Source organism: Gardnerella sp. c23Ub_4, assembly GCF_055804115.1.
Map to the genome: position 1 here is coordinate 430,700 of NZ_JANUYO010000001.1, position 26,415 is coordinate 457,114.

At 46.7% G+C, this 26,415-nt stretch carries 13 protein-coding genes and 1 other RNA gene; 12 read left to right on the plus strand and 2 right to left on the minus strand.

Going from position 1 to position 26,415, the window contains the following annotated elements; all coding sequences use genetic code 11:
- Window positions 1–39: 39 nt before the first annotated feature.
- The 9 genes from NYP67_RS01860 to NYP67_RS01900 all read left to right on the plus strand — a co-directional run bounded on the left by NYP67_RS01860 (window position 40) and on the right by NYP67_RS01900 (window position 19,059).
- Complete coding sequence (locus tag NYP67_RS01860; RefSeq protein WP_415691567.1) at window positions 40–975, plus strand: carbohydrate ABC transporter permease; 936 nt, start codon at window positions 40–42, stop codon at window positions 973–975.
- Window positions 972–1,805, plus strand: a complete 834-nt coding sequence (locus tag NYP67_RS01865) for a carbohydrate ABC transporter permease (protein WP_004113800.1) — start codon at window positions 972–974, stop codon at window positions 1,803–1,805. Before NYP67_RS01860 ends, NYP67_RS01865 begins: the two co-directional genes overlap by 4 nt.
- A 15-nt stretch (window positions 1,806–1,820) precedes the next feature.
- Complete coding sequence (locus NYP67_RS01870) at window positions 1,821–4,616, plus strand: glycoside hydrolase family 31 protein (RefSeq protein WP_473411118.1); 2,796 nt, start codon at window positions 1,821–1,823, stop codon at window positions 4,614–4,616.
- Between the two features lie 538 nt (window positions 4,617–5,154).
- On the plus strand, window positions 5,155–12,378 hold the full coding sequence (locus NYP67_RS01875) for a peptidase (protein WP_473411119.1): 7,224 nt from the start codon (window positions 5,155–5,157) through the stop codon (window positions 12,376–12,378).
- A gap of 1,006 nt (window positions 12,379–13,384) precedes the next feature.
- Window positions 13,385–15,283, plus strand: coding sequence for a molecular chaperone DnaK (dnaK, locus tag NYP67_RS01880; protein ID WP_415680570.1), 1,899 nt, complete (start codon window positions 13,385–13,387; stop codon window positions 15,281–15,283).
- Window positions 15,283–16,122: a nucleotide exchange factor GrpE gene (gene grpE, locus NYP67_RS01885; protein WP_415694872.1), complete on the plus strand. Its 840-nt coding sequence runs from the start codon at window positions 15,283–15,285 to the stop codon at window positions 16,120–16,122. The genes dnaK and grpE overlap by 1 nt, the downstream gene beginning before the upstream one ends.
- A gap of 237 nt (window positions 16,123–16,359) precedes the next feature.
- Entirely contained in the window at window positions 16,360–17,403 is a 1,044-nt protein-coding gene (locus tag NYP67_RS01890) for a DnaJ C-terminal domain-containing protein (RefSeq protein ID WP_415694873.1), read from the plus strand.
- Window positions 17,404–17,473: 70 nt separating this feature from the next.
- On the plus strand, window positions 17,474–18,082 hold the full coding sequence (locus NYP67_RS01895) for a heat shock protein transcriptional repressor HspR (RefSeq protein ID WP_004133347.1): 609 nt from the start codon (window positions 17,474–17,476) through the stop codon (window positions 18,080–18,082).
- Between the two features lie 284 nt (window positions 18,083–18,366).
- Window positions 18,367–19,059, plus strand: a complete 693-nt coding sequence (locus NYP67_RS01900) for an HAD family hydrolase (RefSeq protein WP_032843127.1) — start codon at window positions 18,367–18,369, stop codon at window positions 19,057–19,059.
- A 76-nt stretch (window positions 19,060–19,135) separates the two neighbouring features.
- On the opposite strand, the gene NYP67_RS01905 is transcribed toward NYP67_RS01900, so the two are convergent.
- A complete protein-coding gene (locus NYP67_RS01905) occupies window positions 19,136–21,499 on the minus strand; it encodes a transglycosylase domain-containing protein (RefSeq protein WP_415694874.1) in 2,364 nt (787 codons plus the stop codon).
- 196 nt (window positions 21,500–21,695) lie between these two features.
- Here NYP67_RS01905 and NYP67_RS01910 point away from each other — a divergent pair, with 196 nt between their 5' ends.
- A complete protein-coding gene (locus NYP67_RS01910) occupies window positions 21,696–22,838 on the plus strand; it encodes an inositol-3-phosphate synthase (protein WP_101896682.1) in 1,143 nt (380 codons plus the stop codon).
- A gap of 147 nt (window positions 22,839–22,985) precedes the next feature.
- Window positions 22,986–23,082: signal recognition particle sRNA small type (gene ffs, locus NYP67_RS01915), an RNA gene on the plus strand.
- A gap of 326 nt (window positions 23,083–23,408) precedes the next feature.
- Here ffs and NYP67_RS01920 read toward each other — a convergent pair.
- Window positions 23,409–24,428, minus strand: a complete 1,020-nt coding sequence (locus NYP67_RS01920) for an ORF6N domain-containing protein (RefSeq protein WP_346284461.1) — start codon at window positions 24,426–24,428, stop codon at window positions 23,409–23,411.
- Window positions 24,429–25,162: 734 nt separating this feature from the next.
- On the opposite strand from NYP67_RS01920, the gene NYP67_RS01925 reads away from it, so the two are divergent.
- Window positions 25,163–26,335 (plus strand): hypothetical protein, encoded by a 1,173-nt coding sequence (locus tag NYP67_RS01925; protein ID WP_219722746.1) that lies wholly within the window; start codon window positions 25,163–25,165, stop codon window positions 26,333–26,335.
- Window positions 26,336–26,415 lie beyond the last annotated feature (80 nt).

Consider the following 26,415-nt stretch of genomic DNA (forward strand, 5'->3'; position numbering starts at 1 on the left):
TCGTAATCACTGTGCTCAGTAGGTAAGGCAAGGAAAATCATGAAACAAGTTAATCAGGATTCTCATTTGAGCAAAATGAGAAAACATAATGGTGGTATGTTAAAAATAAGCACTGCTCTTTCTCGAACCTTCTCCTTTCGGAATATAGCAGTAGTGTTTCTGATTGTTTATTTTGTGATTTTTCTTGCCTATCCAATATATAAGGCTTTTGCAGGCAGCTTCCATGAATGGAATCCGCTTGTTGGAACATACAATTGGGTTGGGCTGGATAATTTTAAGCAGATTTTAGTAGATAAGTTATTCTGGAAGTCCATTGCAAACACTGCAATCTTTACGTTTGTATCTGTTGTATTCCGCGTTATTCTTGGCATTGGTTTTGCAATGTTGTTAAGCTCCAAGCTTGTTAAGTGCAAAGACACATTGCGAGGTCTTTTCTACATGCCAACAATTACGCCGTTGGTGGCAGTGAGCTTTGTGTGGATGTGGATGTTTGACTCGCAGTTTGGCATGATCGATAGGGTTACAGGCTTAAATATCAACTGGTTGCACAGTTCGACTTGGGCTATGCCAGCAATCATAATAATGACAATTTGGAAAGACTTTGGCTATGCAACGGTGTTGTATCTGGCTGGATTAATGAATCTGCCAAAAGATGTTTACGAAGCGGCAGAAATCGACGGCGCTAATAGTGTTCAAAAATTCTTTAGAATAACAGTTCCATTGCTAAAGCCAACAACACTTTTTATAGTAATCACATCTATGATTGGCTATATTCAAGCGTATGTTCAGATTCTTGTTATGACCAATGGCGGCCCAGGAACATCAACGTACACAATCAGCTACCTAATTTTTGATCAAGCGTTCCAAAAGTATAACTTTGGAATTGCATCTGCAATGAGCGTTATTCTGTTTATAATCACTGGAATCCTAACATTCATAATGTTTAAAGCGTCTAAGGATAGTGAGTTAGTATGAAAAAACAAAATCTTAAAAAGAGCATTATTGGATGGTTTCTAACAATATTCCTATTCTTATTGTCTTTCTTAACAATTGTGCCATTTATTTGGATGTTTGTATCTTCCTTTGCTCCAAATAGCGACATTGTGCGCATAGATGGTGGGCTGTTCCCAAAGCCAAGCACATTTGGTAATTACGTTGGGATTCAAGAGAAATTCGACTTTTTGAGGCTATTCTTTAACTCATTGTTTATATCGGTAGTTAAAACGGTAATAGCCATTTACACGAGTGCCGTTCTTGGATACGTATTTGCAAAAATGAGGTTCCGTGGCAGAAATCTGCTTTTTGGAATAGTAATAAGCACGATGATGGTACCGTGGGCAGTAACAATTATTCCTCAATACGATATGATGACTAGCTTTGGTTGGCAAGATACGTATCGTGCACTTATAGTTCCAGGCTTAATAAGCGCATTTGGAATCTTCTTATTCCGACAATCAATAAGCGGAATATCCGACGAATTGATTGAAGCAGCAAAACTAGATGGAGCTTCGGATTCTAGAATATTCCACAGAATAATTCTGCCAATGAGCCACAATACTATTGCTGCGCTCGCGATATTTACGTTCTTGTGGAATTGGGAAGACTATTTGTGGCCATTCCTTATGATTACAGACGAGAAAAAGCAGCTTCTTGCAGTTGGATTGAAGACGTTTAGCGGAAGATTTGGAACTGACTACGGCGGTTTGTTTGCTGCGGCATCGCTTGCTATTATTCCTGTAGTAGTAGTGTACTTGGTGTTCCAGAAGCAGTTTATTGCTGGAATTTCAACCGGCAGCGGTAAGTAGAAAAGGGCGGGTCGAATGACTTTACAAGATGCGCGTGAAGCGTGGGGAACACAGGGTGTGCAAGACGCGCACATTTTTTACGATTATGCTAAAAATCCGCTGTCTAAGGCAAAAGAATCGCAGGTTATAAGCGGCAAAAATTGGCGAATTATGTTAATCACGGATTCGCTTGTGCGCCTTGAGTGGAGCGAAAACGGCGAATTCGTAGACGCGCCTACGCAAACAGTTGTAAGGCGAAACTTTGAGGGCAGCACGCAGTTTGCCGCGGAAAAATCGCAAGCAACCGAAGATGAAGCATCGCGCGCTTTTAATCCAAAATCTATTAATCCAAAATATAGTGTAAAAAACTTGGAAAATGGCTGGATAGAAGTCGAAACCGAAAAACTGTTGATTACATACAACCAGCAGCCGTTTAGCAAAGAGGGCTTGAGCATTGTTGTGCGCGGAGTGCCAGGCTCGCAATTCAACACGTGGCATTACGGCGACGAGTGCCACGGCAATTTGCTCGGCACAGCGCGAACAGTGGACGAGGCGGATGGAGCCGTTAAGCTTGGAACGGGCGTAATATCTCGCGATGGGTGGGCCGTTTTAGACGATTCGCGCTCGGCAAAAATCGCGTATGCGGCTGCTGTTGATGGAAAAGAAAACCCATACGGGGCATGGGTGGAGCCGCGTGCAAAGGCGGATGGTAGTGTGTCTGGGGAGTCTGAAGAAAACTCTAAAGACCTATACTTCTTTGGCTACGGTCACAACTATATAGGCGCAATTCGCGACTTTTACAAGCTTACGGGCGCGCAGCCGCTTCTTCCGCGATTCGCACTAAGCAATTGGTGGAGCAGGTACTACAGGTATAGCCAAGACGAATATTTGCAGCTGATGAGCCGATTTAAGCGCGAAGGCATACCGTTTTCTACTGCCGTAATCGACATGGATTGGCACGTAACGGATGTGGACCCAAAGTATGGTTCGGGATGGACTGGCTACACGTGGAACCGCGATTTGTTCCCAGATCATCGCGCGTTTTTGCGCAGCCTTACCAGCGAAGGGCTTTCTGCAACGCTTAATTTGCACCCGAGAGACGGCGTGCGCGCGTTTGAAGACGACTATGCGCAAGTTGCGCGCGATATGGGGATTGACCCACAAAGCGGCAAGACAGTTGAGTTTGACCTTACAAATCCGCGCTTTTTGAACGCATACCTAAACTTGCATCGGCGCATGGAGAGCGAGGGCGTTAGATTCTGGTGGATTGACTGGCAGCAGGGCGGAGTTACAAAGCAGGCTGGGCTGGATCCGCTTTGGATGCTTAACCACGTGCATTACCAGGATTCGGGGCGCGGCGGCGCGTGGCCGCTAACGTTCTCGCGCTATGCGGGGCCTGGATCGCACCTATACCCAGTGGGATTCTCGGGAGATAGCGTAACAACCTGGGATTCGCTGGCTTTTCAAACCTACTTTACGGCCACAGCTTCCAACATTGGATACGGTTGGTGGAGCCACGATATTGGCGGCCACATGCTTGGCGTGCGATGCGACGAGTTGGAGGCGCGTTGGTATGCGTTTGGCGCGTTTAGCCCGATTAATCGCCTTCACTCCAGCTGCTCGCCGTTTGCGGGCAAAGAGCCGTGGAATTTCCCAGATGAGACGCGCAATGCGATGGTTAAAATGCTGCGACTTCGCGCGCAAATGCTGCCTTATTTGTACACAATGAACTATCGCGCGGCGGTTTGCGGCAGGCCGATTGTAGAGCCAATGTATTGGCAATCGCCAGAAACGCTTGCAGCATACGAGATGCCGAACGAGTACCGTTTTGGCAGCCAGCTTGTTGTTGCGCCAATCGTTAGCAAAGGGTGCGCGCAAGTTGAGCGCGGGTGCACTGCCGTTTGGCTTCCAGAAGGCGATTGGTACGATTTCTTTGATGGAAGGCGCTACGTTTCGCGCGGCGGCGCGGGCCGCAGATTTGAGGTTTGGCGAGGAATCGACCGCGTGCCAGCGTTTGCGCGCGCTGGGGCCATTATTCCAATGCAAGTTTTGCCGAGTGAAGCGGATTGCGCTCGAAATGAAGATGTTGCGAAGTCTGTGAATAGCGTTGAAAATCCGCAATCTTTGCGCGTTCTTGCATTCCCAGGTGCGAACGGCGAGTTTGTTATGCGCGAAGATAATGGCCGATTTGAAGACGCGTGCGCTGGGAAAACTGCTGATACGCGTATGGAGTTGATTTGGCGCGACGGCAATGCGTCTACACAATTTGTGATCAATGCCGCAACAGGTTGCAGTAGTGCTGTTGATTCGCTGCCTTCTAATCGCGATTGGAGCGTGGTGTTTAAGGGCGTTGCTTGCCCAGACTTTGGCAAAATTCGCGTTTTTGTTGGGCAAAATCAGCTTGAATCTAAGGCTGTGGAAGTTTTATATGAAGGCGAAGAGGGCGACTTAAGCCTTAGCGTTTCTGTTTGCAATGTGCCTGTTGGTGATTGCGTGCGCGTGATTGTGGATGGCGGACTGTGCATTGCGCAAGACCCTAAGATTGGCGATTGCTACAGGCTGCTTTTACAAGCGCAAATGCCGTACCGCGGCAAGGAGATTGCTTTTGACGCGATTCGCCAGGCTGGTGGTAGCGCGAGTGCTATAAGTGAGCTTTGCGCACTTGAGTACACTAGCGAGAGCGAGTTTGAGCGCTACCAGCAAAGCGTTGACTTGACTAACGCGCACGCGCCGCAGCACCCAGAGGTTGCTAAGTGGGCGCAATGGAAGTGCACGCTGCCTGATTCTGTTAAGCGCGCGCTTGAGGAGATTTTGCTGCGCAGCGCGCTTTGACAAAGATTTGACCAAGATTTGTTACAAATGTCTCACGAGCGAGACGTTTGTAACGTTTTTTGACTGATTTTTGTTATATTTGCATCATTGATGAGATATTTGTAACGTTTTTTGGCTTAATTTCGTTATATTTGTCTCGCTCGTGATGCAAATATAACGCGAGCGATATTCCTATTTAGTGTTGCGCGCTACATAAAACTGGAGTTGTCTTATATACAAATGTTTAGATAATTAAGCTAAAAATGGCGCTTGGCGTGTTAAAATCGCCAGAAATGTCTAAAAAATTATCTCGCGAAAACCCTTGAAATAAAAGGCCTGGGGGGGGGGGTATGTATCCCCAAAAGCTATAAACATTTGTTTATGTAGTGTCAAAAATATTCTCTAAATGTTATAATGACTTGTTAAAGATTGCTACTCCTTTATAGTTGCACGCTATTGAAAATTAAATAACTACCTTTAGAGCTTATGACTTTTTGTCACTCATGGTTAGAGCGTTCAAAACTTTTTGACTATTTGTTCTAATAGAAAGAAGAGGAAAATGACTACAAAATCTGGTAAGCACGCCAACAAGATTGCAAAGAATGCATTTGATTCTGCAGCCAACAATGGTGTTACAAAGGCTGTTGATATGCGCAAAGTGGCCGCTCTTTCGGCTGGAGCTGCTGGCGTGATTGCTGGCGCTGCGATTGCTTTTGGCGCAACTCCTGCAATGGCGGCGGATGCTACTTCTACGCCTGTTGATCCTTCTGCGTCTGCAAATACGCAGGATTTAACTGCTAAGAATGATGATTCTAAGAAGAAGGCTGGTGAGACTAATCAGAATAAGCAGACTGAGGTTAAGAAGCAGGATAATCAGACTGTAGTAAACGCTGATAATGCTGAAGGTAAGACTGATAAGCAGGCTGCAGATAGCACTCCTGCACCTAGTAGCACTCCTGCAGGAGCTCTAGCTGGCCCAAATTATGGCCAGGTGCGTGAAGCTGACCCTGCACCAGCTCCAAAAGTTAACAGCACAATCGAACTTTCACAAGATAAAAAAGACACGCTTCCTAACTTGTACGCATGGGGATCTTCTGACAATGTGTACATTGAAAAGGGGCAAAACCAATCCGTTACCTTTAAATTTGCAAAACCTTCTGACGGTAGCACCATTACCAAAGTAGCAATTTTCCCATCTGATGGTAATACTGTTGATAATACTAAAAGTAGAAAGTTCCTTGAATATTATTCCGATGCTGCTGCTGTAAACGAGCATCAGCCATATTCAGGTACATACGAATTTAAAGTAGACACTGATGGTACAGCTACGCTTACCATGACCAAGCTTTATAGAGATGGCAATCTTAAGAGTGGAGAAAGCTACTCTGCAAACCGTTGCATTTATGTGTACGGTACAGATAAAAACGGTAACACAGTAGTACTTTACAAAACGAATATTGTGCGTGCAGCAACACTTATTCCGCCTAAAACAGCTGGCTCAATTGTTTTGAAGTATAACGAAGAACTTACCGCACAACAAATTCAAGATAAGCTTAAGGCTGCCTTAGATGCTCCTACAGAAGCAACTGGTAAAAAATCAATTCGCGATCAGATTAACGCTGCAAGCACAGCTAAAGGCGTGGGTGGACGCACTGGAGAGAATGGCGCATTTGTTCAGACGCCAGATACTGCTGAAAACAAGGTAATTATTACCGATCAGCAAGCTTATGATGCTAATCAGTTAGCTACCGTTATTAACAAGGTAACTTCAAAGACGGGCGAGCCAACAACATATGTGACGGGCGTGAATAACCTCAAGACCTACCTGGTCTCTGACCTCGGCTACAAGTCCGAGGCGCTCGCCCTTACCGTTGCGCGCTATGACACGCGTATCGAAAAGCCGATTGTTGAGGACCCGACTAATGTTTCGACTGAAGTTAAGGAAGAAATCGCAAAGAAGCTTGCTCAGCTAAATCATGTGCCGCAAGACAAGGTTACCTTCAACGATAAGGGCGAAGCTGTAATCAATTTCGACGGAGTGGATGCTGCGGACGCTCCTAAGATTGCTTTGCGTGACCTTGTGTTGAAGAAGCTTGAAGAAAAGGATGTTACTGTTCCAACTGGCGATAAAGCAGTCTTTGTGGCTAATCCACTTGGATATTCAAGCGCCGAGATTGACCGCATTAAGACAGCTATTTACGAAGCTAATAAAGACAATACAGAGCTTGGTCTTACCAGCAAAGATCAGATTACGCTTTCCTACCTTACTGGCGATCTTACTGCATCTGGTGATGCTAATAAGGGTATCTCTAATGGTCAGGCGGAAAACAAGATTACCGTTAAGATCAAGACTGACAAGTCAGTTGCTGAGTTTACATCTAATGTAAAAGAGAGCAAGCTCACCAAGCTTCCAAATATTCGTACGGATTACGACGTTACTTGGACTAAAACCAAGATTGATGGTCGCGATACCGACGAAGGTATTTCTTGGAGTAATGATCAGAAGACCACTATCATCTACCGTTACGATCCAACTAAAGCAGAAGAATTTGATACAACAAAGATTCTTGGTTTGCTGAAAGCTAAACCAAAGGATCCAAAGTCTGGTTTGCGCGACCTTACAGGCGGCGAGACGCTTGCCTATGAAGGTACAAGTACTCATTCGCGCAAGTCGCACATGAACTATGCGCTTAATAAAGATGGCGAGCCAACGGGCGAGCTTACGCTTGGCAATATGGGTGGCGCTTATTGGTCTGGGAATCAGAAAGTTTCTAATTCTGACGTAGACCTCGGTGATAATTTATCAATAGCTGGTTCGTATTCATGGGATACAGAGGCTGGCTCTGTAACGGTAGCTGGCAAAAAGGACAAGATTTTCAAGGCGCGTCTGTTTGTTGAGCCGTATGCAATGACATACTATAAGCATGTTTATCTGGAGCAAGGCCGCAATCCAGGCAATACAGCAAAAGCAATTAACGTTATCTTTGTGCCGCAGACGAATCATAAGACGAGCGATTTGCAGAAGTCGATTGGCGAGCACAAGACCGAAAACGTTGAGGGCAAGGATGTTCCAACACAGTCGAAGTATTACAACGCGTCTGACAAGGTAAAGAAAGACTACGAAGATGCATTGAAGGTTGCTAAACAAACGCTTGAAAAAGTTGGAACTACACCAGATGATCAGTTAACTGAACAGCTTAAGGCTGAAGTTGATAATGCAACCATTAAGCTGGATAAAGCTCGCAAAGCTCTTGATGGTGCTAAGACAGATAAGACCAAGCTTGAGCAGTCGATTGATGCCAACGGCAAGGCTAAAGAAGGCGCTACTGCTGCAACTCCTGGCACTGTAACTACTGATAGGTATAAGAATGTTACTGATCAAGCATTCCAGACCGACGATGGAAAGCCTGATGCCAAGAAGAATGAAGCAGCTAAGAAAGCCAAGGAAGATTACGACAAGGCTCTTGAAGAGGCTAAGGCATTAAAGGACGACCAGAACGCCACGCAAAAGGCTGTTGATGCTGCCAAAGCTAAGCTTGACGCTGCGCGCGCAAAGCTTAACGACTTTACCACTAGCAAAGATAAGCTTAACGCTGCCATCGCTGAGCATGGCAAGGTGAAGGATGGTAGGGATGCTCAAGGCGCTCAAACGATTGCAAACGCTGACCCAGCCTATCAAAACGCAACTGATGATGAGCGTAAAGCATACGATGCTGCTGTAAAGAAGGCAAAGGATCTTTCAGCCGATCCAAACGCTTCCCAAAAGGACGTTAACGCAGCTATTGACGCGCTTCAAAAAGCTAAAACAGCGCTTGATGCTAAAGCTACGGATAAGTCAAAGCTTATAGCCGCTGAAAAGATCAGTTTCGATAATCCTGATAAGAATGATGCAAACAAGCAAAGCACCTTCTATAAGAATGCGCTTAATAAGAAGACTAACGGCGCTAACGATCAAGAAAAACAAGCTGCTAAAACTGCTGTTGAAAACTATGACAACGCGTTAGATAATGCGCGCAAGGTTATTGCAAATAAGGATGCAACGCAAGCACAGGTTGATGCTGCTAAAGATGCATTAACTAAGGCCGAAAACGCTCTGCATGAGAATTATAAGTCCGATGCTAACGATCTTACGAAAGCTCTTGCAGACAACTTTAGCGGATATCTGATGCCAGCCTACTTCAATGCTTTTGATAAGGCTCAAGCTGGCGACGCAGATGCTAAGAAAGCATTCAAAGATTACAACGATGCCTATCAGAAAGCTAAGGCATTGAAGGCAAAGTTAGATGCAGTTAAGACTGGTGGAAAGGCTCCAACTCAAACAGAGATTGATGAAGCCAAGCAAGCTCTTGAAGATGCTCGTAAAGTTATCGACAAGTATGCAACTAATACCAGCAGGCTTTCGGCAGCTGTGTTTAATGACCTTGCAATACAAAACAGCCCAGCGTATAAGAACGTATCCGCAGATGATGCAAGTGAAGCGGCAAAGGCTGCTAAGCAGAAGTATGATGATGCCGTAAAGAAGCTAAACCAGGCGCTTAATAAACAGATGCCTAAGGATAAGCAAGGTAATACAGAAATCCCAACTTCTAATACTCCTGATGCGAATATTGATGTTAATAATGCGAATGCATTGGATAATATTCAGGCACATGCGCAAGGCGAGCCTCTGGATAGGGATGTTGACACTATCCTTAAGGAAATGAACGCTGCAGCTGCTGAGTTGAACAAGTTTGCAACCAAGACCGATGATTTGCTTAAGTCTGTTAACGAGCATGACAATACTCAGCAGACGCCTGCATTCAAGAATGCAAATCAACCTGCTTTCAAGCAAGCTGACGGCACAACTGCTGATAAGACTAAGAATGATAACGCTACGGCTGCTGCAAATGCCTATGGTGCTGCTCTTAATGCCGCAAAGGAATTGCTCAAGAATCCTGCTGCAACGCAGAAGCAAGTAAACGACGCTAAGACCGCCCTCGACAATGCTCGCAAGGAGCTTGACAAGTACAACACCGATACTGCCAAGCTTGTGGAAAGCGTAAAGAAGCATGGCGATACAGAGGGTACTGCGCCTACAGAAGGCACGCAAACTTCTGACGCGTATCGCAATGCGTCTGATCCTCACTTCATGAAGGAGCAGGACGGCAAGCTTGTTCCTGATACAGAAAAGAACAAGAACGCCGCCGCAGCCAAGAAGGCGTATGATGAAGCTTTGACAAAAGCTCAGGAGCTTTTGAAGAAGCATGGCGATAAAGATACGCCGCAAGATGCAAAGCCAACTCAAACAGAAATTAACGAGGCGCTTAAGACACTCGATGATGCTCGTACTGAGATTGAGAAGTATAAGACTGATACTTCTAAGCTTGAGGAAGAAACTAAGAAGTCTACTGCGGAGGGTGCTCCTGCTGCTACTGAACACGACTTCGAGAGTACGCCTGAGTTCCAGAATGCTGATGCTAAGAAGAAGGATGGCGCTGACGGTAAGAAGGTAGACAATGATGATGTGAAAGCGTACAAGGATGCTTTGGCAAAGGCACGCAAGTTGGCGCAAGATAACACATCCAATACGCTCAGCGATCATCCAACTCAGAAACAGATTGATGATGCTCTTGAGGCCTTGAAGAAGGCTAAGCAAGCTATTACTGACGGCTACAAGACGGACGTAGAAAAGCTTAAGCAAGCCAAGCAATACGCAGAAGATGTATTTAAGAAGACTCCTGAATACAAGAATGCTACTGCCATCAAGGATGACACTAATAATGCAAAGCATGAGCAGGCTGGTAAGGATTTGGGAGATGCTACTAAGCAAACTGGTTTTGAAGGTCAGATTGCTAAGATTACTGAAAAGCTTAAGGATACAAGCAAGCTTACTCAGCGTGAGGTTGATGCGTTAGTAAAGCAGCTCAATATCGCTCAGAAGAAGATTGCTGACAGCTACCCGACCAACGCCGACAAGCTTAAGAACGAAGTTGGCGATAAGGACAAGGATGGCAAGGATGTAATACCTCCGTTCGAGGCATCGGTTCCGTACAAGAACGCGCTTGCAAAGGCTGATGCTGGCGATAATGATGCGACTACAAAGCTGAAGGATTACAATGATAAGCTCAAGGCTGCGCAGAAGATTATCGATCAGGTGAATAAACCAGATCCAAATGCTGCAGCTGACTCAAAGCCAACGCAAGCGCAGGTAGATCAGGCTCTGACTGATTTGCAAAATGCTAAAAAGGCAATTGACGATGCTTTCAAGACCAAAGCTGATGCTCTTAAGAAAGAAACAAAAGAGCTTAAGGACGACGGCGGAGCAAAGGAAGACAAAGATAAGTTCGAAAACTCTACCGAGTACAAGAATGCATCTGCAAAGACTGATGCTGACGGCAAAAAAGATGTACAAACGTACAAAGATGCTCTAAAGAAAGCTAATGAGCTTCTTGAACTGTTCGGTGATGATGGCAACCCGAAGGCTGATATCCCAGCTGGAAAGCAAATCCCAACTCAGCAAGAAGTTGACGCAGCTAAAAAGGCTCTTAAGGAAATCAAGGACAAGATTCTTGCTAACTACAAGACCAATCCTCACGACTTGCAAGAAGAAGTTGACCTGTCAAAGGATGGCGACGACGACCAGCGTGACACCACGTTTGAGAATACGCCTGAGTTCAAGAACGCCGATGCTAAGGGTGATGAAGCGTCTAAGAAAGATCTTGACGACTATAACAAGAAGCTCAAGGCTGCCAAGGATCTTCTTGATAAGTTTGATCGCACTACTGGAAAGCCAAAGACTGATCTTCCAGATGGTACTAAAGTCCCAACTCAAAAGCAACTTGACGATGCTCTGAAGGATCTCCAAGCCGCCAAGAAGAAGATTACTGACGACTACAAGACTGATCCTTCTAAGTTGAAGTCTGAAGCTGATAAAGATGGCGACTTCACCAAGACGCCTGAGTATGTAAACGCTCAAGCTAAGGGTGATGACGCATCTAAGAAGGATCTTGAGGCTTATAAGAAGGCGCTTGAGGATGCGAATAAGGTTCTTGGCGATAAGAATGCTACGCAGAAGCAGGTTGATGATGCTTTGAAGAAACTCCAGGATGCTAAGTCTAAGCTTACGGATGACTACAAGACGGATAAGAACAAGCTCTACCAAGAGACGGGCAATGCCCCTACATTCCGCAAGTCGATTCCGTTCTTGATTGCAGATAGCAAGGATATAGCTGAGTACAACAAGGCGCTGAACGATGCGAATGCTGTGCTCGCGGATCCAAACGCTACACAGGCGCAGGTTGATGAGGCGCTCAGAAAGTTGCAAGCTATAAAGCAGAGGATAATTGACTTCTACAACTCGCTTGGTTCGGGTAGTGATGACGATTCCGATGGCGGCAGCACGGGCGCAAACAACGCGAATGCGAATGCGAACGCGGTTGATAAGTCTATGTTGCATGCAGAAGTTAATGGCGCGCTTGCGGATGTTGCCAATGGCGCTAAGGGTTCTAAGGGTGCACTTGTAGACGCAAGCGTGATCAAGGAGTTTAATGATGCTCTAGAAAACGCGCGCCGCGTGCTCGCTGATCCTAACGCTACGCAGGAGCAGGTTGAAGCTGCGACTATGCGACTTCGTGCGGCTCGTGCTGCGCTTAATGCAGCAAAGGCAAACAAGGGCAGCAACTCGCGTGGAAACATGGGAGTGCAAACTGGCGTTGATTCCGCAACGTTAAGCGCGTTTGCTGCCGTGTTTGTTGGGCTGGCGGGACTTGGAGTGTCTGCTAAGCGCCGTAAGCACGCTAGGTAGTTGGCTGTGATGCGCGCTTGCGCTGATGTCTGTTAGTAGCTAATAACCGATATAGCACAAAATGGCTTGCGCTCCGACCTGCCTTTTCGCTTAAAGCGTAGCGCGAAAAGGCAATTCGGAGCGCTGAGCTTGCTCAAGGTTGAAAGCACTGTGTGCTTTCAACGCAAGCGAAGACGTGAGCGCGCTGTAACGCGCGAGCGACAGGACCTGCCTTTTCGCTTAGACCGCGCTCGCGTCTTTACTTGGTATTGCGCGAGGTTTGAGTATTTCTCTCCTCGCAGGCGCGCCAACCTGCCTGAGCGCTAAAGAGCGTAGCGCGCGAAGGCAATTTGGCGCGCTGAGCCGCTTAGCGTAGAAGCACAGTGTGCTTCTACGGCGGCGAAGACGTGAGCGCGGCTAATCCGCGCGAGCGAAACACCTTTACGGATATCTTGTGAACGTTAATGTTCTAATGTTTTAGGTTGGCGCTATTTATTGCTCGTATAGAAATACATCAAACCTTCTGAATATCTAGGACTTTTGCGTAGCTTTCATCACCGAGATTCTCGATTTTTCTTCTTCATTCGATGAATCACCATCAAAGATGCTGAGGTTCATCTCATTCAGGGCGAAAAATCTCGAATCTCTACTCAGTTTGGCGTAATCCATGCAACCTATGTAGTGCGATTGTACCTGATTTACGGCGTGTCGTCATACAAACGCACTACATAAACACGCAAAACTGTAGTGTGATTGTACTGAATTTTGGTGTTTTTTGATACAAACGCACTACAAGAAAAATCTCGAATCTCCGCTGCATTCGGCGTAATTTATATAAATAGGTTAAAACTTGAGTGGGAGAGTGTTAAGTTTTTGCGAAACGCGCACAAAAATGCTTGACTTTAATAACTTGAGTGTGTTAGACTCAAGTTTTGTAAAAAGAAAAAGCGGCTAGTCGCAAGGCTGGCTGCCAAGAATTTGAGTACATAGATTAAAAGGTACATAGATAAGATAGCTAGGAGATATTATGGGACGCGCAGTAGGTATTGATTTAGGAACAACGAACTCCTGCATTGCAACGCTTGAAGGCGGCAGCCCAACAGTTATTGTTAACGCAGAAGGTGCGCGTACAACACCGTCCGTGGTGGCTTTCAGCAAGTCGGGAGAAATCTTGGTTGGCGAAGTCGCTAAGCGTCAGGCTGTTACTAACGTTGACCGCACGATTAGCTCCGTAAAGCGCCATATGGGTACGGATTGGTCTGTTGAGATTGATGGCAAGAAGTGGACTCCTCAGGAGATTTCCGCTCAGGTTTTGATGAAGTTGAAGCGCGATGCTGAAGCCTACCTTGGCGAGCCAGTAACCGATGCCGTTATTACATGCCCAGCATACTTCAACGATGCTCAGCGTCAGGCAACTAAGGATGCAGGTAAGATTGCAGGCTTGAACGTGCTGCGTATTATTAACGAACCAACTGCTGCAGCATTGGCTTATGGCCTTGAAAAAGGCAAGGAAGATGAGCGCATTTTGGTATTCGACTTGGGCGGCGGTACTTTCGATGTGTCGCTTCTTGAGATTGGTAAGGATGACGACGGCTTCTCCACAATCCAGGTGCAGGCCACTAATGGCGATAACCACTTGGGTGGCGATGACTGGGATCAGAAGATTATTGACTGGCTTGTTGGCGAAGTTAAGAACAAGTACGGCGTTGATTTGAGCAAGGATAAGATTGCTTTGCAGCGCTTGAAGGAGGCTGCTGAGCAGGCAAAGAAGGAGCTTAGCTCTTCAACATCTACCTCAATTTCTATGCAGTACTTGGCAATGACTCCTGACGGCACTCCAGTGCATTTGGATGAGACTTTGACTCGTGCTCACTTTGAGGAAATGACTTCCGACTTGCTCGGTCGCTGCCGTACGCCATTTAACAACGTGCTTTCCGACGCTGGCATCTCCGTAAGCCAGATTGATCACGTGGTGCTTGTTGGTGGTTCTACTCGTATGCCAGCCGTCAAGGAACTTGTAAAGGAGCTTACGGGTGGTAAGGAAGCGAACCAGTCCGTGAATCCAGATGAGGTTGTGGCTGTTGGTGCAGCTGTGCAGTCGGGCGTTATTAAGGGAGACCGTAAAGACGTTCTGCTTATTGATGTAACTCCACTTTCTTTGGGCATTGAAACCAAGGGCGGAATTATGACAAAGCTTATTGAGCGTAACACCGCAATCCCAACTAAGCGATCCGAAGTGTTCTCTACTGCAGAAGACAATCAGCCATCCGTTTTGATTCAGGTTTATCAGGGCGAACGTGAGTTTGCGCGCGATAACAAGCCTCTTGGCACTTTTGAGTTGACGGGTATTGCTCCAGCTCCTCGTGGCGTTCCACAAATCGAAGTGACTTTCGACATTGATGCTAACGGCATTGTGCACGTTTCTGCTAAAGATAAGGGCACAGGCAAGGAACAGTCCATGACGATTACGGGCGGTTCTGGTTTACCAAAGGACGAGATTGACCGCATGGTTAAGGAAGCGGAAGCTCACGAAGCAGAAGATAAGAAGCGCAAGGAAGAAGCGGATACTCGCAACCAGGCAGAATCCTTTGCTTACCAGACTGAAAAGCTTGTGAACGACAATAAGGATAAGCTCTCCGACGAAATCTCTAAGGAAGTTACCGACAAGGTGAATGCTTTGAAGGAAGCTTTGAAGGGTGATGACCTTGAGAAGATTAAGAGCGCGCAAAGCGAGCTTATGACGTCTGCGCAAAAGATTGGTCAGCAGCTTTACGCTCAGCAGGGTGCGGCTGGCGCTGCAGGTGCTGCGGGAGCTCAGGCTGGTGCTGGTGCTGCATCTGATGCAAATGCAGGTGCCTCTAAGGATGACGACGTGGTTGACGCCGAAGTGGTGGACGACGACAAGGACGATAAGGATAATAAGTAATGTCCGAGTTTAACGCCAACGACTACTTGAGTGGTTTGGAAGACGTGCCTTCGGATTCTGGCGATTCGCGTGCGGCGTCTGCTAGCGCGGCCGATAATGCGGCCTATAGCGCTGCAGATGGCGCTGCGGCGCAGGGTGCAGTGCATGAGGAAGCTCATGAGGCAAAGCACGAAGCGAAGCACGCTGCAGCTGCTAACGATGCGTCGGTGAATAACGCGGCGAGTGATGCGGCTAGTGATACGGCGGCGGATTGTTCTGCGGATTGTGCTGCGCAAGACGCGGCCGCTAGCGCAGACGCCGCAACTGAAAAATCGCAAGCAACCGCAGATGAATCCAACGCGCGTAAATCTAAAGAAAATAACAATTCTGCAGATGCTCAAAGCAGCGAAGAAGATTCCTTAACGCCTCTTGGCAAAGCCAAAAAAGAGGCAGCGGAGTATTTGGAAGCGTTGCAGCGCGAGCGAGCAGAGTTCATCAATTTCCGCAACCGCGCAGCCAAGGAGCAAGATCGGTTCAGGCAGCATGGAATAACAGACGTGCTTACGGCTTTATTGCCAGCTTTAGACGACATTGATAGGATTCGCGAACACGGCGCAATGGACGATTCGTTCAAAGCCGTGGCCGCAAAATTAGACAAGGCGTTTGAAAAGTTTGGTGTAGAAAAGTTTGGCGAAAAGGGTGAAGACTTTGACCCAACAAAGCACGATGCGATTCTACACAAGCCAGATGCAAATGCTACGAAGGAAACGGTTGACGTTGTTGTGGAGTCGGGCTACAGGATTGGCGATCGCGTTATACGCGCGGCGAGAGTCGTAGTGGCGTCTCCAAGCAATGCATAGCAGTGTGCGCAGAATGAAACAGCGTGAAACAATGCGTGAAACATCGCTAGTGTCAGCACTAATGTCATCGCTAATGTCATCGCTTGTTTAGCTCGCGCATTTCGTCAAATGTTTACTTATGCAAATCCCATGCCTACTCGTGTTGTCGGTTTAGATTCTAAACAGTCAGCGCGAGTAGGTTATTTAGATATAAGTTGTTTAGATAAATGCCAGTGGCTCAAAGAAAAAGGAGCTTAAATGGCTGAGAATGAATGGCTAGCCAAAGATTTTTACAAGGTTCTCGGAGTCTCCAAAGATGCCGACGAAGCCACAATTACAAAAGCGTACAGAAAACTCGCTAGAAAATATCACCCAGACTTAAACAAAACTAAAGAAGCAGAAGAAAAATTCAAAGACGTGTCGGAAGCGTACGACGTTTTGAAAGATAAGCAGATGCGCGCTCGCTACGACGCGATTCGCCAGTTTGGTGCAGGCGGAGCAAGATTCGCTGGCGGAACGGGCTCAGGCGGATTCGACGCAAGCGGAGTTAATGACATTTTCTCATCGATGTTTGGCGGATCGCCAATGGGCGGCGGCTCACGCGTGCGATTTTCCGCGGGCGGCGCGGGTCCAGACATACAAAACATATTCTCCATGTTTACGGGCGGCGCTGGCGCGCAATCGGCAGCAGGATTTGGCGGTGCAGACTATGGTCAGTATGGCCAGTATGCTCAATCTGCTCAATCTGCTCCACAAAACACGCCTGAACGCGGCGAAGACATTACAACGGCTATAAAACTAACCTTTAAGCAGGCGTTCAAAGGCGCTACTGTTTCGCTTCGATCGGGCGGAGAGTCGTTCAAAACTCATATTCCTGCAGGCGTAAAAGATGGGCAAAAAATCCGCCTAAAGTCAAAAGGAAAGCCAGGAAAGTTTGGCGGCGCTTCTGGAGACATGTATTTGCAAGTGCAAGTGGAAAAGTCGGAGCAATTCTCGATTGAAGGATGCGATTTAGTGGCCACTTTGCCGCTCACTTTAAGCGAAGCTGTGCACGGAGCAAAAGTCACGCTTAAAAACGTAGACGGCGAACCGATTGTGTTTAAGGTGCCATCTGGAACTTCGGGCGGCAGCAGAATACGCGTAGAAGGAGCAGGCGTGCCAGGAAAAGATGGCGCGTTTGTTGGAATTGCGCAAATACATGTTCCAAAAAAGTCAACAATGGCGGTAAAACATGCTGCAAAAGAGTTTGAAAAGGCGTGTGGCGAAGATTACGAGCAAGAAGTGAAGGATTTGCGCGCATAGCAACAAATCGCTTAGCGTTTGCGTTTTGTGTTTGCTCGTAGAATAGCGTTTGCGTGTAGAAAGGAAAGTCATGGCTAGGTTGGATCGCCAAATTAGGGCGCTGTATGAGATGTGTGCAGTGGCGTTAGTGCGCGGAAATGCAACGCTTGACGGCGCGGACGAAGTGGGCTTTAAAATCGACATGCCGATTTTTACAGTAAGCTACGTAGCCAACCTAACCGACACGCATCCGCAAACGCTTAGGCAATACGATAGATTGCGATTGATTATGCCGCAGCGCACAGAAGGCGGAGCCAGAAGATACTCGCTTAGAGACATAGATAGGCTTGTGCAAACGCAAAAGCTGAGCCAAGAAAACGGCGTGAATCTTGCTGGAATAATGCGGATTTTGGAGCTTCAAGAAGAAAATCGCCAGCTTAAAAGGCAAGTGAGGCGCTTGGTGGACGAGGCGGCGAGTGCGGAGCGAAACATTTTTGCAGCGAGTGCAGACGGGAATATTGTGGAAGTTCAGCGCTCGCAGCGCGCAAAGGATTGGCGCCGAGATATTCGTGTGCCTCAGCGCGAGTTGCCGTCTTCTTATTCAAGAGGCGCGAATGGCTATTCGCAATACAATGATTATGCAAGCAATGATTTAGAAGACGATAAGTCGATTGTTTTGTGGCGCGCGTTTGGGCTATAGCGCCTACGTAAACAAGCGCCTGCGCCTATATCAACAAGTGCATACGCCAACATTAGTTTAGATTTTTCTAAATACTAGTCAAATGCTTAAATAGATGGTGGATATGTGGATAATCGCAAAATCATATGCGCCAATAAGTGCATAAGTGGATAAGTGCGTAATCTAAGTAGCACTTAAGTGTATAAGTGCATAAGTGTATAAGAATATAAAGGGGATTAATGGTAACGAGCGCAACCGAGGAAAATGCATTGACAGAGTTAGCTGCAGAAAAATCGGCAATTGAGATGGCAGCTGCGGCAAATCGCAAGCTGGCAGCAGTTTTTTGGGATATGGACGGAACGCTAATCGACTCCGAGCCGTATTGGCATGAATCCGAGATTAAAATCGCAAAAGAACATGGCGGCGAGTGGAGCGAAGAGCTTGCGTGGCAATACTCGGGCGGCTCGTTAAAAGACGTTGCCGAAGCTATGATTGCGCGCGGAACAAAGATGGGCGTTGAAGAAATCGGCAATGCTATGGTGGACTACGTTGCAGAGCGCGAGAGCGTGGAAGTTCCATGGGTGCCAGACGTTCTAGATCTTTTGCAAAAGCTTGCCGACGCAAAAATCCCTTCGATTTTAGTGAGCAATTCGCCAAGGCGACTTGTTGAAAATATTGTGGATCATGCGCCTAAAGGTGCCTTCGCTGGTTTTATTTGCGGAGACGACGGATACCCTACAAAGCCAAGCCCAGAGCCGTATTTAGCGGCAGGCAGATTGCTTGGCATTAGCGCGCAAAACATGAAGTATTGCATTGCGATTGAGGATTCGTTTGCAGGGCTAAAGTCGGCTGCAGCTTCGGGAGCTACGACTCTTGCGCAAAGAGCGTACTCTAACTTAGACGTTAGCGACGGGCCTCAGTTTGCGGACTTAGACGGATATAAAGACCTTACGCCGCAAGCGCTTGAGCGCTACGTTATTGAGCGCATTGCGCAGTAATATACGTCAACTATTTCCGCTTTTTGTTGTTCGACACGCTGTGAATCGCTACAAAAAGCGGAAGTTTGTAGCGCGATTAATCGCTGCCGCTTTGCGTTTGTGTAGTTCCGCTTTCTCCAGAAGATGATGCCGCGCCAGACCCATCGCCTGCGCTTCCGCCACTAGTAGTGCCGCCGCCAGCCGAGCCGTTCCCGTTATTCGGCCCATTCTCGCCAGACCCATTCGACCCATTTGCGCCATTCGCACGATCTTCACTACTAGAACTATCTTCCTTATTAGCGCCACTTGCGCCACTTGCACTATCTGCTTTATCTTTATCTTTGCTATCTTCTTTATTTTCGCTGCTATCGTCGTCCGCAAATTCGTGCTTGCTTCCGCCAAGCCCCCAAGTGCCGTCAACACCTCCAATTTTGCCGTTATCTTTAGCTTCTGGGAACTTTTCCGCAGCCGTTCCAGCCAGAGCCGCGCGCATGTATCGCGTAAACAAATGCGCCGAATATCCGATTCCTCCAGGGTATCCGCGGAAAGTTGGCACAGGCAAAGGATTTCCTTGCGCATCTGGATTCCAAATAGCAAACACAGTCAAAACACTCGGCGTAAATCCAACAAAACTACACGCCGAAGCATCGTTAGCGGTTCCCGACTTTCCAGCAATCGGCTTTCCAACGCCTCTAACCTCTGGCGAAGTACCGTATTGCACAACGCCTTGCATGGCCTTAATAGCAAGCGCCATGTCTGCAGCCGCAAACACCTGTTTTCCAACGGTCGGCGCCCTATAAAACTCTTTGCCGTCTGGGTTCTTAACGCTAGAAACAATGTGCAAATCTGGCCTGCGCCCCTGGTTTGCAATCGTCGAATACGCGCGCGCAATCTCACTAATATGCACGGGGTCGTTTCCAAGAACAGTAAACGGATTCTTGCCGTTAACGCGCTGCGCATTTAGACCAGCCATAACAGCCGTATTTGCCACGCCTTTTTGCCCAAGCTTTTCTTGCAAAGCCATAAATGGCGTGTTCACAGAGTTTGCTGTTGCTTTATAAAGGTTGATCATTCCCCAATTTGTGTTTGCAAAGTTGTTTACAGGCTTTTCGATTCCCTTAAACTTTAGCCCCGTATTTCCATTAAACAGCGTGTTTAGATTCGTGCCAGCCTGAATCGCGCCAATCAGCGCAAACGGCTTCATGGTACTTCCAGGCTCGTAAAGCGCTTGAGTGGCGTTATTTAGCGGCTTAGAAAGGTAGTCGTCGCCTGCGTACACAGATATAATCGACCCATCTTTAGGATTTACGCTCATTGCGCCCGTTTGCACTCCTTGCGGCGTAATTCCGCGCGCGCCAGCCGTCGGGCTTGCAACGTTAAACATTAAATCTTGCTTAGCTTTGTCGATTGTTGTAATAATACGGTATCCGCCCGTATCTAGGTCTTCTTTTGTAAACGCGCCGCTGCTTGTAAGCTCGCTGCGAACCATTTGCAATAGGTATCCTTGCGGCCCCGCGTACATGTTTTGCTTAGTTTGATTAATGGTTTGCGGCATTTTTGCGTTTTTGTATTCTTCGCTTGTAATGTACTTGTCTTTAAGCATGATTTTTAGCACGCGCTTGAATCGCATATTCGCCTCTTTAGGCATGATTGCAGGGTCCCAGCTGCTTGGCGCAGGGATTATTCCAGCAAGCATTGCCGCTTGAGATAGCGTAAGATCCTTCGCTTCCACGCCAAAGTACGCTTTTGCTGCCGCCTGGATTCCGTACGCTCCGCGTCCCAGATAAATTGTGTTCATGTAATTGCATAGCACGGTGCTTTTGTCTTGTGTTTGCGCGATTTTTAGCGCAAGAATGGCCTCGTGCAGCTTGCCTAAATACGTTTTTGTTTCGCCAAGATAGTAGCGTTCCGCGTATTGTTGCGTAATCGTAGAGCCGCCCCAACGGCCTTTAGACGTTACGTTGTGGATTATTGCGCGACCAATTCCCTTAAGATCAATTCCGCCGTCTTTGTAGAAAGACCTGTTTTCGCTTGCGATTATTGCGTTTCCAACATACGGCTTTAGAACGGAGCAATTTATGATTTCGCGATTTTGCTCCGCAAAGCTGCCGATTTCCGTCTTTCCGTCCGCGTAGTACACCTTTGTTTTATCCGCCATTGCGATTTTGTCTGGCTGCGGAATGTCTGTTGTTACGTACATCCACGCAACCGTTAAAATTCCAAGGATTATTGGCGTAAAAACTACGATTAGCGCCCAAAAAATAATCGGGTGTTTTGTCCTAAAGTTTTTTTGGATTCTTCTGTGGCTTCTGCGATTGTATGAGCGATTGTATTGTCGGTTGTATGGTCGCCTTGTGCGCGCGCCAGCGCCAGCGCCAGCTCCAGTGCCATCGCCCGCGCTTCTTATAGTGCGCCTTTGGCTAGAAGAGTGCGAATTTCGTCCATTACTATTTGCAACCATACAATCCAAGTTAGCGCTTGGCGAGGAATTTTAACCATATGTAATCGTGCTTAATCATGCGTAACGAGGAATTTTAACCATATGTAATATCGTTTCAATCATATGCAATATCGTATGTAATATTTGTAAAAGCTAGTATTATAAAAGTGTATTAGTGCGGCGTTTTTGTGCCGATGATTTTTGTTAAGGAGTTTATATGAGTATCCGCGTTGCCATTGCCGGTGTTGGCAATTGTGCTTCGTCGTTAGTTCAAGGCGTTGAATACTACAAAAATGCCAATGATGGCGATAAAATTCCAGGATTAATGCATGCCGTTTTTGGGAAATATCGCGTGCGAGATATTGAGTTTGTAGCCGCTTTCGATGTTGACTCGTTAAAAGTTGGCCATGACTTAAGCGAGGCAATTTATGCTTCGCAAAACAACACGATTCGCTTTGCGGATGTGCCTAATCTTGGCGTTACTGTGCAGCGCGGCCCTACTTACGATGGTTTGGGCGACTACTACAAGCAAATGATTGACGAATCTAAAGAAGAGCCTGTAAATGTTGCCGAAGTTTTGCGCGATTTGCACGTAGATGTGCTTGTGTCTTACTTGCCAGTCGGCTCCGAGCAGGCAGACAAGGCGTATGCTACGGCAGCTATGGAAGCTGGATGCGCGTTTGTAAATTGCCTTCCTGTTTTTATTGCTTCCGACCCAGTTTGGGCGCAAAAATTCCGCGATGCAGGCGTTCCGATTATTGGCGACGATATTAAAAGCCAGGTTGGTGCTACGATTACGCACCGAGTTATGGCGCGACTTTTTGAAGATAGAGGAGTGCGTTTGGACCGCACTTACCAGCTTAATGTTGGCGGAAACATGGATTTTATGAACATGTTGCAGCGCTCTAGGCTTGAGTCGAAGAAGATTTCTAAAACGCGCGCGGTTACTTCGATTGTTCCGCACGATATGGATGACCACAACGTGCACATTGGCCCTTCGGATTATGTTGCTTGGCTTGACGACCGCAAGTTTGCGTTTGTGCGCTTGGAGGGCACCACTTTTGGCGATGTTCCGCTTAGCTTGGAGTATAAGCTTGAGGTGTGGGATTCGCCTAATTCTGCAGGTATTGTTATAGACGCTGTGCGCGCGGCGAAGATTGCGCTGGATCGCAAGCTTTCGGGCCCTATTTTGGCTCCTAGCTCTTACTTTATGAAGTCGCCAGCTGTTCAGCATGAAGATAGTGAGGCGCGCGAGCTTGTTGAGCGCTATATTAATGGAGATGTTGAGGCAGACGAGTCGCAGCTTAATGCAGATGTTGAGGATGCAAAGAAGAGCGGTAAAAGCGTGTGGCGCGCTTAGTGGCGTGTCTAATGTTGCGGTTACTTGCGACTTGTGATTGCGTCTAGCGATGCATCTTGTTGCGCGCTCCATCTTCGGCTGCTTGCGACTTGCGCTCGGCACGCGCTTGGCTTGCGCTCGACTTTTATACAGAATCGTGTAATATAGGTAGAGCCTCCGCGTGGCACTACGTCACCCAATCCCCCCAGGGCAGGAATGCAGCAAGGGTAAGTGGCCTCTGGTGGGTGCGCGGGGGTTTTCTGTATTCTGCGCGACGACTTGCCTTAGCGCTACGCTTTAAGCGCTCAAGCAGCTTCCCACTTTTTGTTGCTTATGTTGACTTTTGTTCAATGTTTTGTTCATTTTTTGTAGTGCGTTTGTACCGAATTTCGGCGTTTTTTGATACAAAAGCACTACATAAACACGCAAAACCGTAGTGTGTTTGTACTTAAAATATGGCGTGTCTATATTGACTCTTGAAAAATTCCATGGGAAAATCGTATTAACAGAATCTCTCCACGCTTAATGTATTTTACATGCGGACCACGGAGAGGGCTTTTTTGTATTGCGCCATGCGCCTTGCCCGCGCGCTTAGAACTCCAACTCGGGATTCTTTAACAACTCATCAAACATCGCATGATACAAGCACAAATTAAAAGATTCTATTTGCATAATAGTCGAGATTTTGCCGCCAGCATCTTTCGACGAAGCGCCACAAAGGTAGACAGTCTCATCATCCGTACCATAATCTATAACAACATACCTATCGTGATACTTCCTACCAGCAGTCTTAAACTTCAAATCAACACTAGGATAATCGCTTACAAAATCGCTCAACATACTTTCCGTAAGCATATTCTTATTCCTAGCATTATCACTAAAAACTACAATTTCAACACCTTCACCAGCAAAGCGTAATAATTCCAACGTTTTAAGACCAATATAATTATCTACAACATAAATGCTTCTCTTAGCTGACTTATATATTTTGCAATACGCAAGATCCGCTTCTATTTTATTGCCGTCCATAAGAAGAAAATGTTTATACGAATCTGGATTAATAAAATTATCCATTACCTTATTAAAATCTTCCTTCGTTGCCATTTTAGATTTTATTTCCGCTATGTCTTTAGTATTCCGGCTTGTTTGAATCGCAAGCTGCGCTAACTCGTTCGCGCCAATAAAATCCTTATTTTCAACAATATAATCCTTCATTTGCTTAAAAGTTCTAATAAGCGCTTTCGACTGCATTGTGGCAAGTTCGCCTCTTAACACTGTCATGAGCATATAAATACCTTGCTCAGTAAAAGCATATGGAAGCTTTCTGCGACCACCCCAACTTGATGTAGAATTTTTTGACATCAAGTTTTTGAACTCATCAGCGGTTAGCTGAAACATAAAGTCGTTATCAAATTTTTCTATGTTATTTTTTACTTGTTGATTGAACGCTCTTGTACTGTATCCGTATATTTCAGCTAAATCCACATCAAGCATGACTTTTTGATTGCGAATGTTGTAGATTTTCTCTTTTATTGATTTAGCATCTATTATCATTCCAACAGACGCGTTTTTAGATTCCGCAATCGTTAAATTTTTATTCCCATCTACCATAAGACCCTCCTAAAAATGTGCGTAAACCTAGCGCCATGCAACAAAAACTACATTTCTAACACAAAACCCATGAATCACAAGCAATCAGGGTTATTCCCCAAAATCAAACACAAGACACATAACATATAACAACTAGCAAAACTAGCATGCATCAGCGCATAAATGTCATTTTATAAGATTTTATAGATAAGAAGCAACAAAAAAATAGGTTTTTCATTCCAAAGCGCGCGAGAAGGTAATTCGGAGCGCTGAGCCGCTTAAGGCAGAAGCATTGCTTCTGCGCGGCGAAGACGTTTGCGCGCTGTAACGCGCGAACGGTTGACGCACTTTGTACCAATTTTGACCTAAATTACGTACAAAAAGCGGAATCAGAAACAAAGTGTGGAAGATTGTTTGCGTATACGACACGCGCGAAAAGTCTTTCCTTAAAAAAAGCTGGGAAAATTCTTCAAAAACCTTGAAATGCGTATTTTTACGGTTTAAGAGTTGTTTATCCACAAATTTTACGGCAATGTGGCCTTTATTGTGGATTAGTTTGTGTATAACATCATTTTTTTCGGTTTAGCATGTGTGGCTGGTGCTTGACTTTTTCAAACGGGGGGGGGGGTATGTTAATAGCAACATCACACGGTGGATAACCGTTGATGGAATGCGTAAACGCGCGTTTTATATTTTCCTCGCCGCATTGCGATTTGTTCGCTTTGCGAGTGGGGGAGAAGAAGAAAGGAAATAAAATGATGAATAAGAAGGCTATCGCCGCTTTCGCTGCTGGCGCAACTTTGCTTGCTGGCTTCGCAATGGCAACCCCAGCATTCGCTGCTGACAAGACTGAAGCTCCTAAGAAGGAAGCTGAAAAGAAGCTTACTCCTCTCGAGGAGAAGCAGGCTGCTGTTAAGACCGCTGAAGAGGGTCTTAAGACTGCTCAGGATGCTAAGACTGCTGCTGATAAGAAGGCTAAGGATGCTTCCGATGCTTGGAAAGCTGTTGAGAATACTGTTCCAACTGGTGCTAAGAAAGACGACAAGACTGGCGTATACTCCTTGGATGGAACTGCTAAGTTGAATCAAGATGAGATAAACAAGGTTAACGAGTTCGTGGCTAAGCAGGCTGCTGTTAAGACTACAGCTGAAGCTGCTGCTAATGCTCAGAAGGCTGTAGATACCGCTGAGGCTGCCTTGGCTACTGCTCAGGCTGCTCTTCGCGACTACAAGCCAGAAGCACCAAAAGCTGAAGTAGCTGAGTCCACTCTTAAGGCTGCTTTGGTAAAGACCAGCGCTGATTTCGACGAAGCTAATGGCAAGCTCGAGAAGGCTTACGCCAAGTACGATGCTGCGTACGCTGAAGCCAAGGCTGCTCAGGCAAAGCTTGATGGCGCAAATGCTGCTCTTGCAAGTTTCAAGACTGCTCATGACGAGCTTACCAAGGCTGATAAGGTTGAGCTTGCTCAGCTTGAGAAGGCTGTTAAGGACGCTAAGGAAGATTTGGCCGACGCTGTTAAGGCTTTCAACGATGCTAAGACCGAGTTTACTAAGGCCTTTACTGGTGCTAAGAAGGCTTGGGCTGCTTACAAGGGTGCATTCAAGGCTGCTAAGGCTAAGGACGCCGGATTGGTTGCTGGCTACGCTTTGCCAGATGACTTAGAGCCACTTGCTGCTAACTACCAGCCAGGCGTTTCTCACGTTACCCCAGGTTCTGTAAAGCCAGGCTATGCTGGCAAGCCAGGTGCTGCTAAGCCAGGCCAGGCTGGTGCTAATGGTGCTGCTGCTGGTGCTAAGACCACTGTGGTTGAGAAGAAGAAGGATGGCGGTAAGAAGTTGCCTGGTACTGGTGTTGGCGTAACTTTGACCGCTTTGGCTGCCACCATGCTCGCTGGCATGGGTGCTGCTGTTCGCAAGGCTCGTCACTAAGCTAAAAGCGTAAAAACTAAATTTGTCTAGCTGCGTAGTTTAAGCATTGCGATTGATGCGCATAATTTCTTAAATCGCTT

Excerpts from the sequence above, each read along its gene's own strand:
- NYP67_RS01875 (WP_473411119.1), top strand. The coding sequence starts at position 5,155 with ATGACTACAAAATCTGGTAAGCACGCCAACAAGATTGCAAAGAATGCA.
- NYP67_RS01905 (WP_415694874.1), bottom strand. The coding sequence starts at position 21,499 with ATGGTTGCAAATAGTAATGGACGAAATTCGCACTCTTCTAGCCAAAGG.
- NYP67_RS01895 (WP_004133347.1), top strand. The coding sequence starts at position 17,474 with ATGGCTAGGTTGGATCGCCAAATTAGGGCGCTGTATGAGATGTGTGCA.
- NYP67_RS01925 (WP_219722746.1), top strand. The coding sequence starts at position 25,163 with ATGATGAATAAGAAGGCTATCGCCGCTTTCGCTGCTGGCGCAACTTTG.
- NYP67_RS01890 (WP_415694873.1), top strand. The coding sequence starts at position 16,360 with ATGGCTGAGAATGAATGGCTAGCCAAAGATTTTTACAAGGTTCTCGGA.
- NYP67_RS01900 (WP_032843127.1), top strand. The coding sequence starts at position 18,367 with ATGGCAGCTGCGGCAAATCGCAAGCTGGCAGCAGTTTTTTGGGATATG.
- NYP67_RS01860 (WP_415691567.1), top strand. The coding sequence starts at position 40 with ATGAAACAAGTTAATCAGGATTCTCATTTGAGCAAAATGAGAAAACAT.
- NYP67_RS01920 (WP_346284461.1), bottom strand. The coding sequence starts at position 24,428 with ATGGTAGATGGGAATAAAAATTTAACGATTGCGGAATCTAAAAACGCG.
- dnaK (WP_415680570.1), top strand. The coding sequence starts at position 13,385 with ATGGGACGCGCAGTAGGTATTGATTTAGGAACAACGAACTCCTGCATT.
- grpE (WP_415694872.1), top strand. The coding sequence starts at position 15,283 with ATGTCCGAGTTTAACGCCAACGACTACTTGAGTGGTTTGGAAGACGTG.
- NYP67_RS01870 (WP_473411118.1), top strand. The coding sequence starts at position 1,821 with ATGACTTTACAAGATGCGCGTGAAGCGTGGGGAACACAGGGTGTGCAA.
- NYP67_RS01865 (WP_004113800.1), top strand. The coding sequence starts at position 972 with ATGAAAAAACAAAATCTTAAAAAGAGCATTATTGGATGGTTTCTAACA.
- NYP67_RS01910 (WP_101896682.1), top strand. The coding sequence starts at position 21,696 with ATGAGTATCCGCGTTGCCATTGCCGGTGTTGGCAATTGTGCTTCGTCG.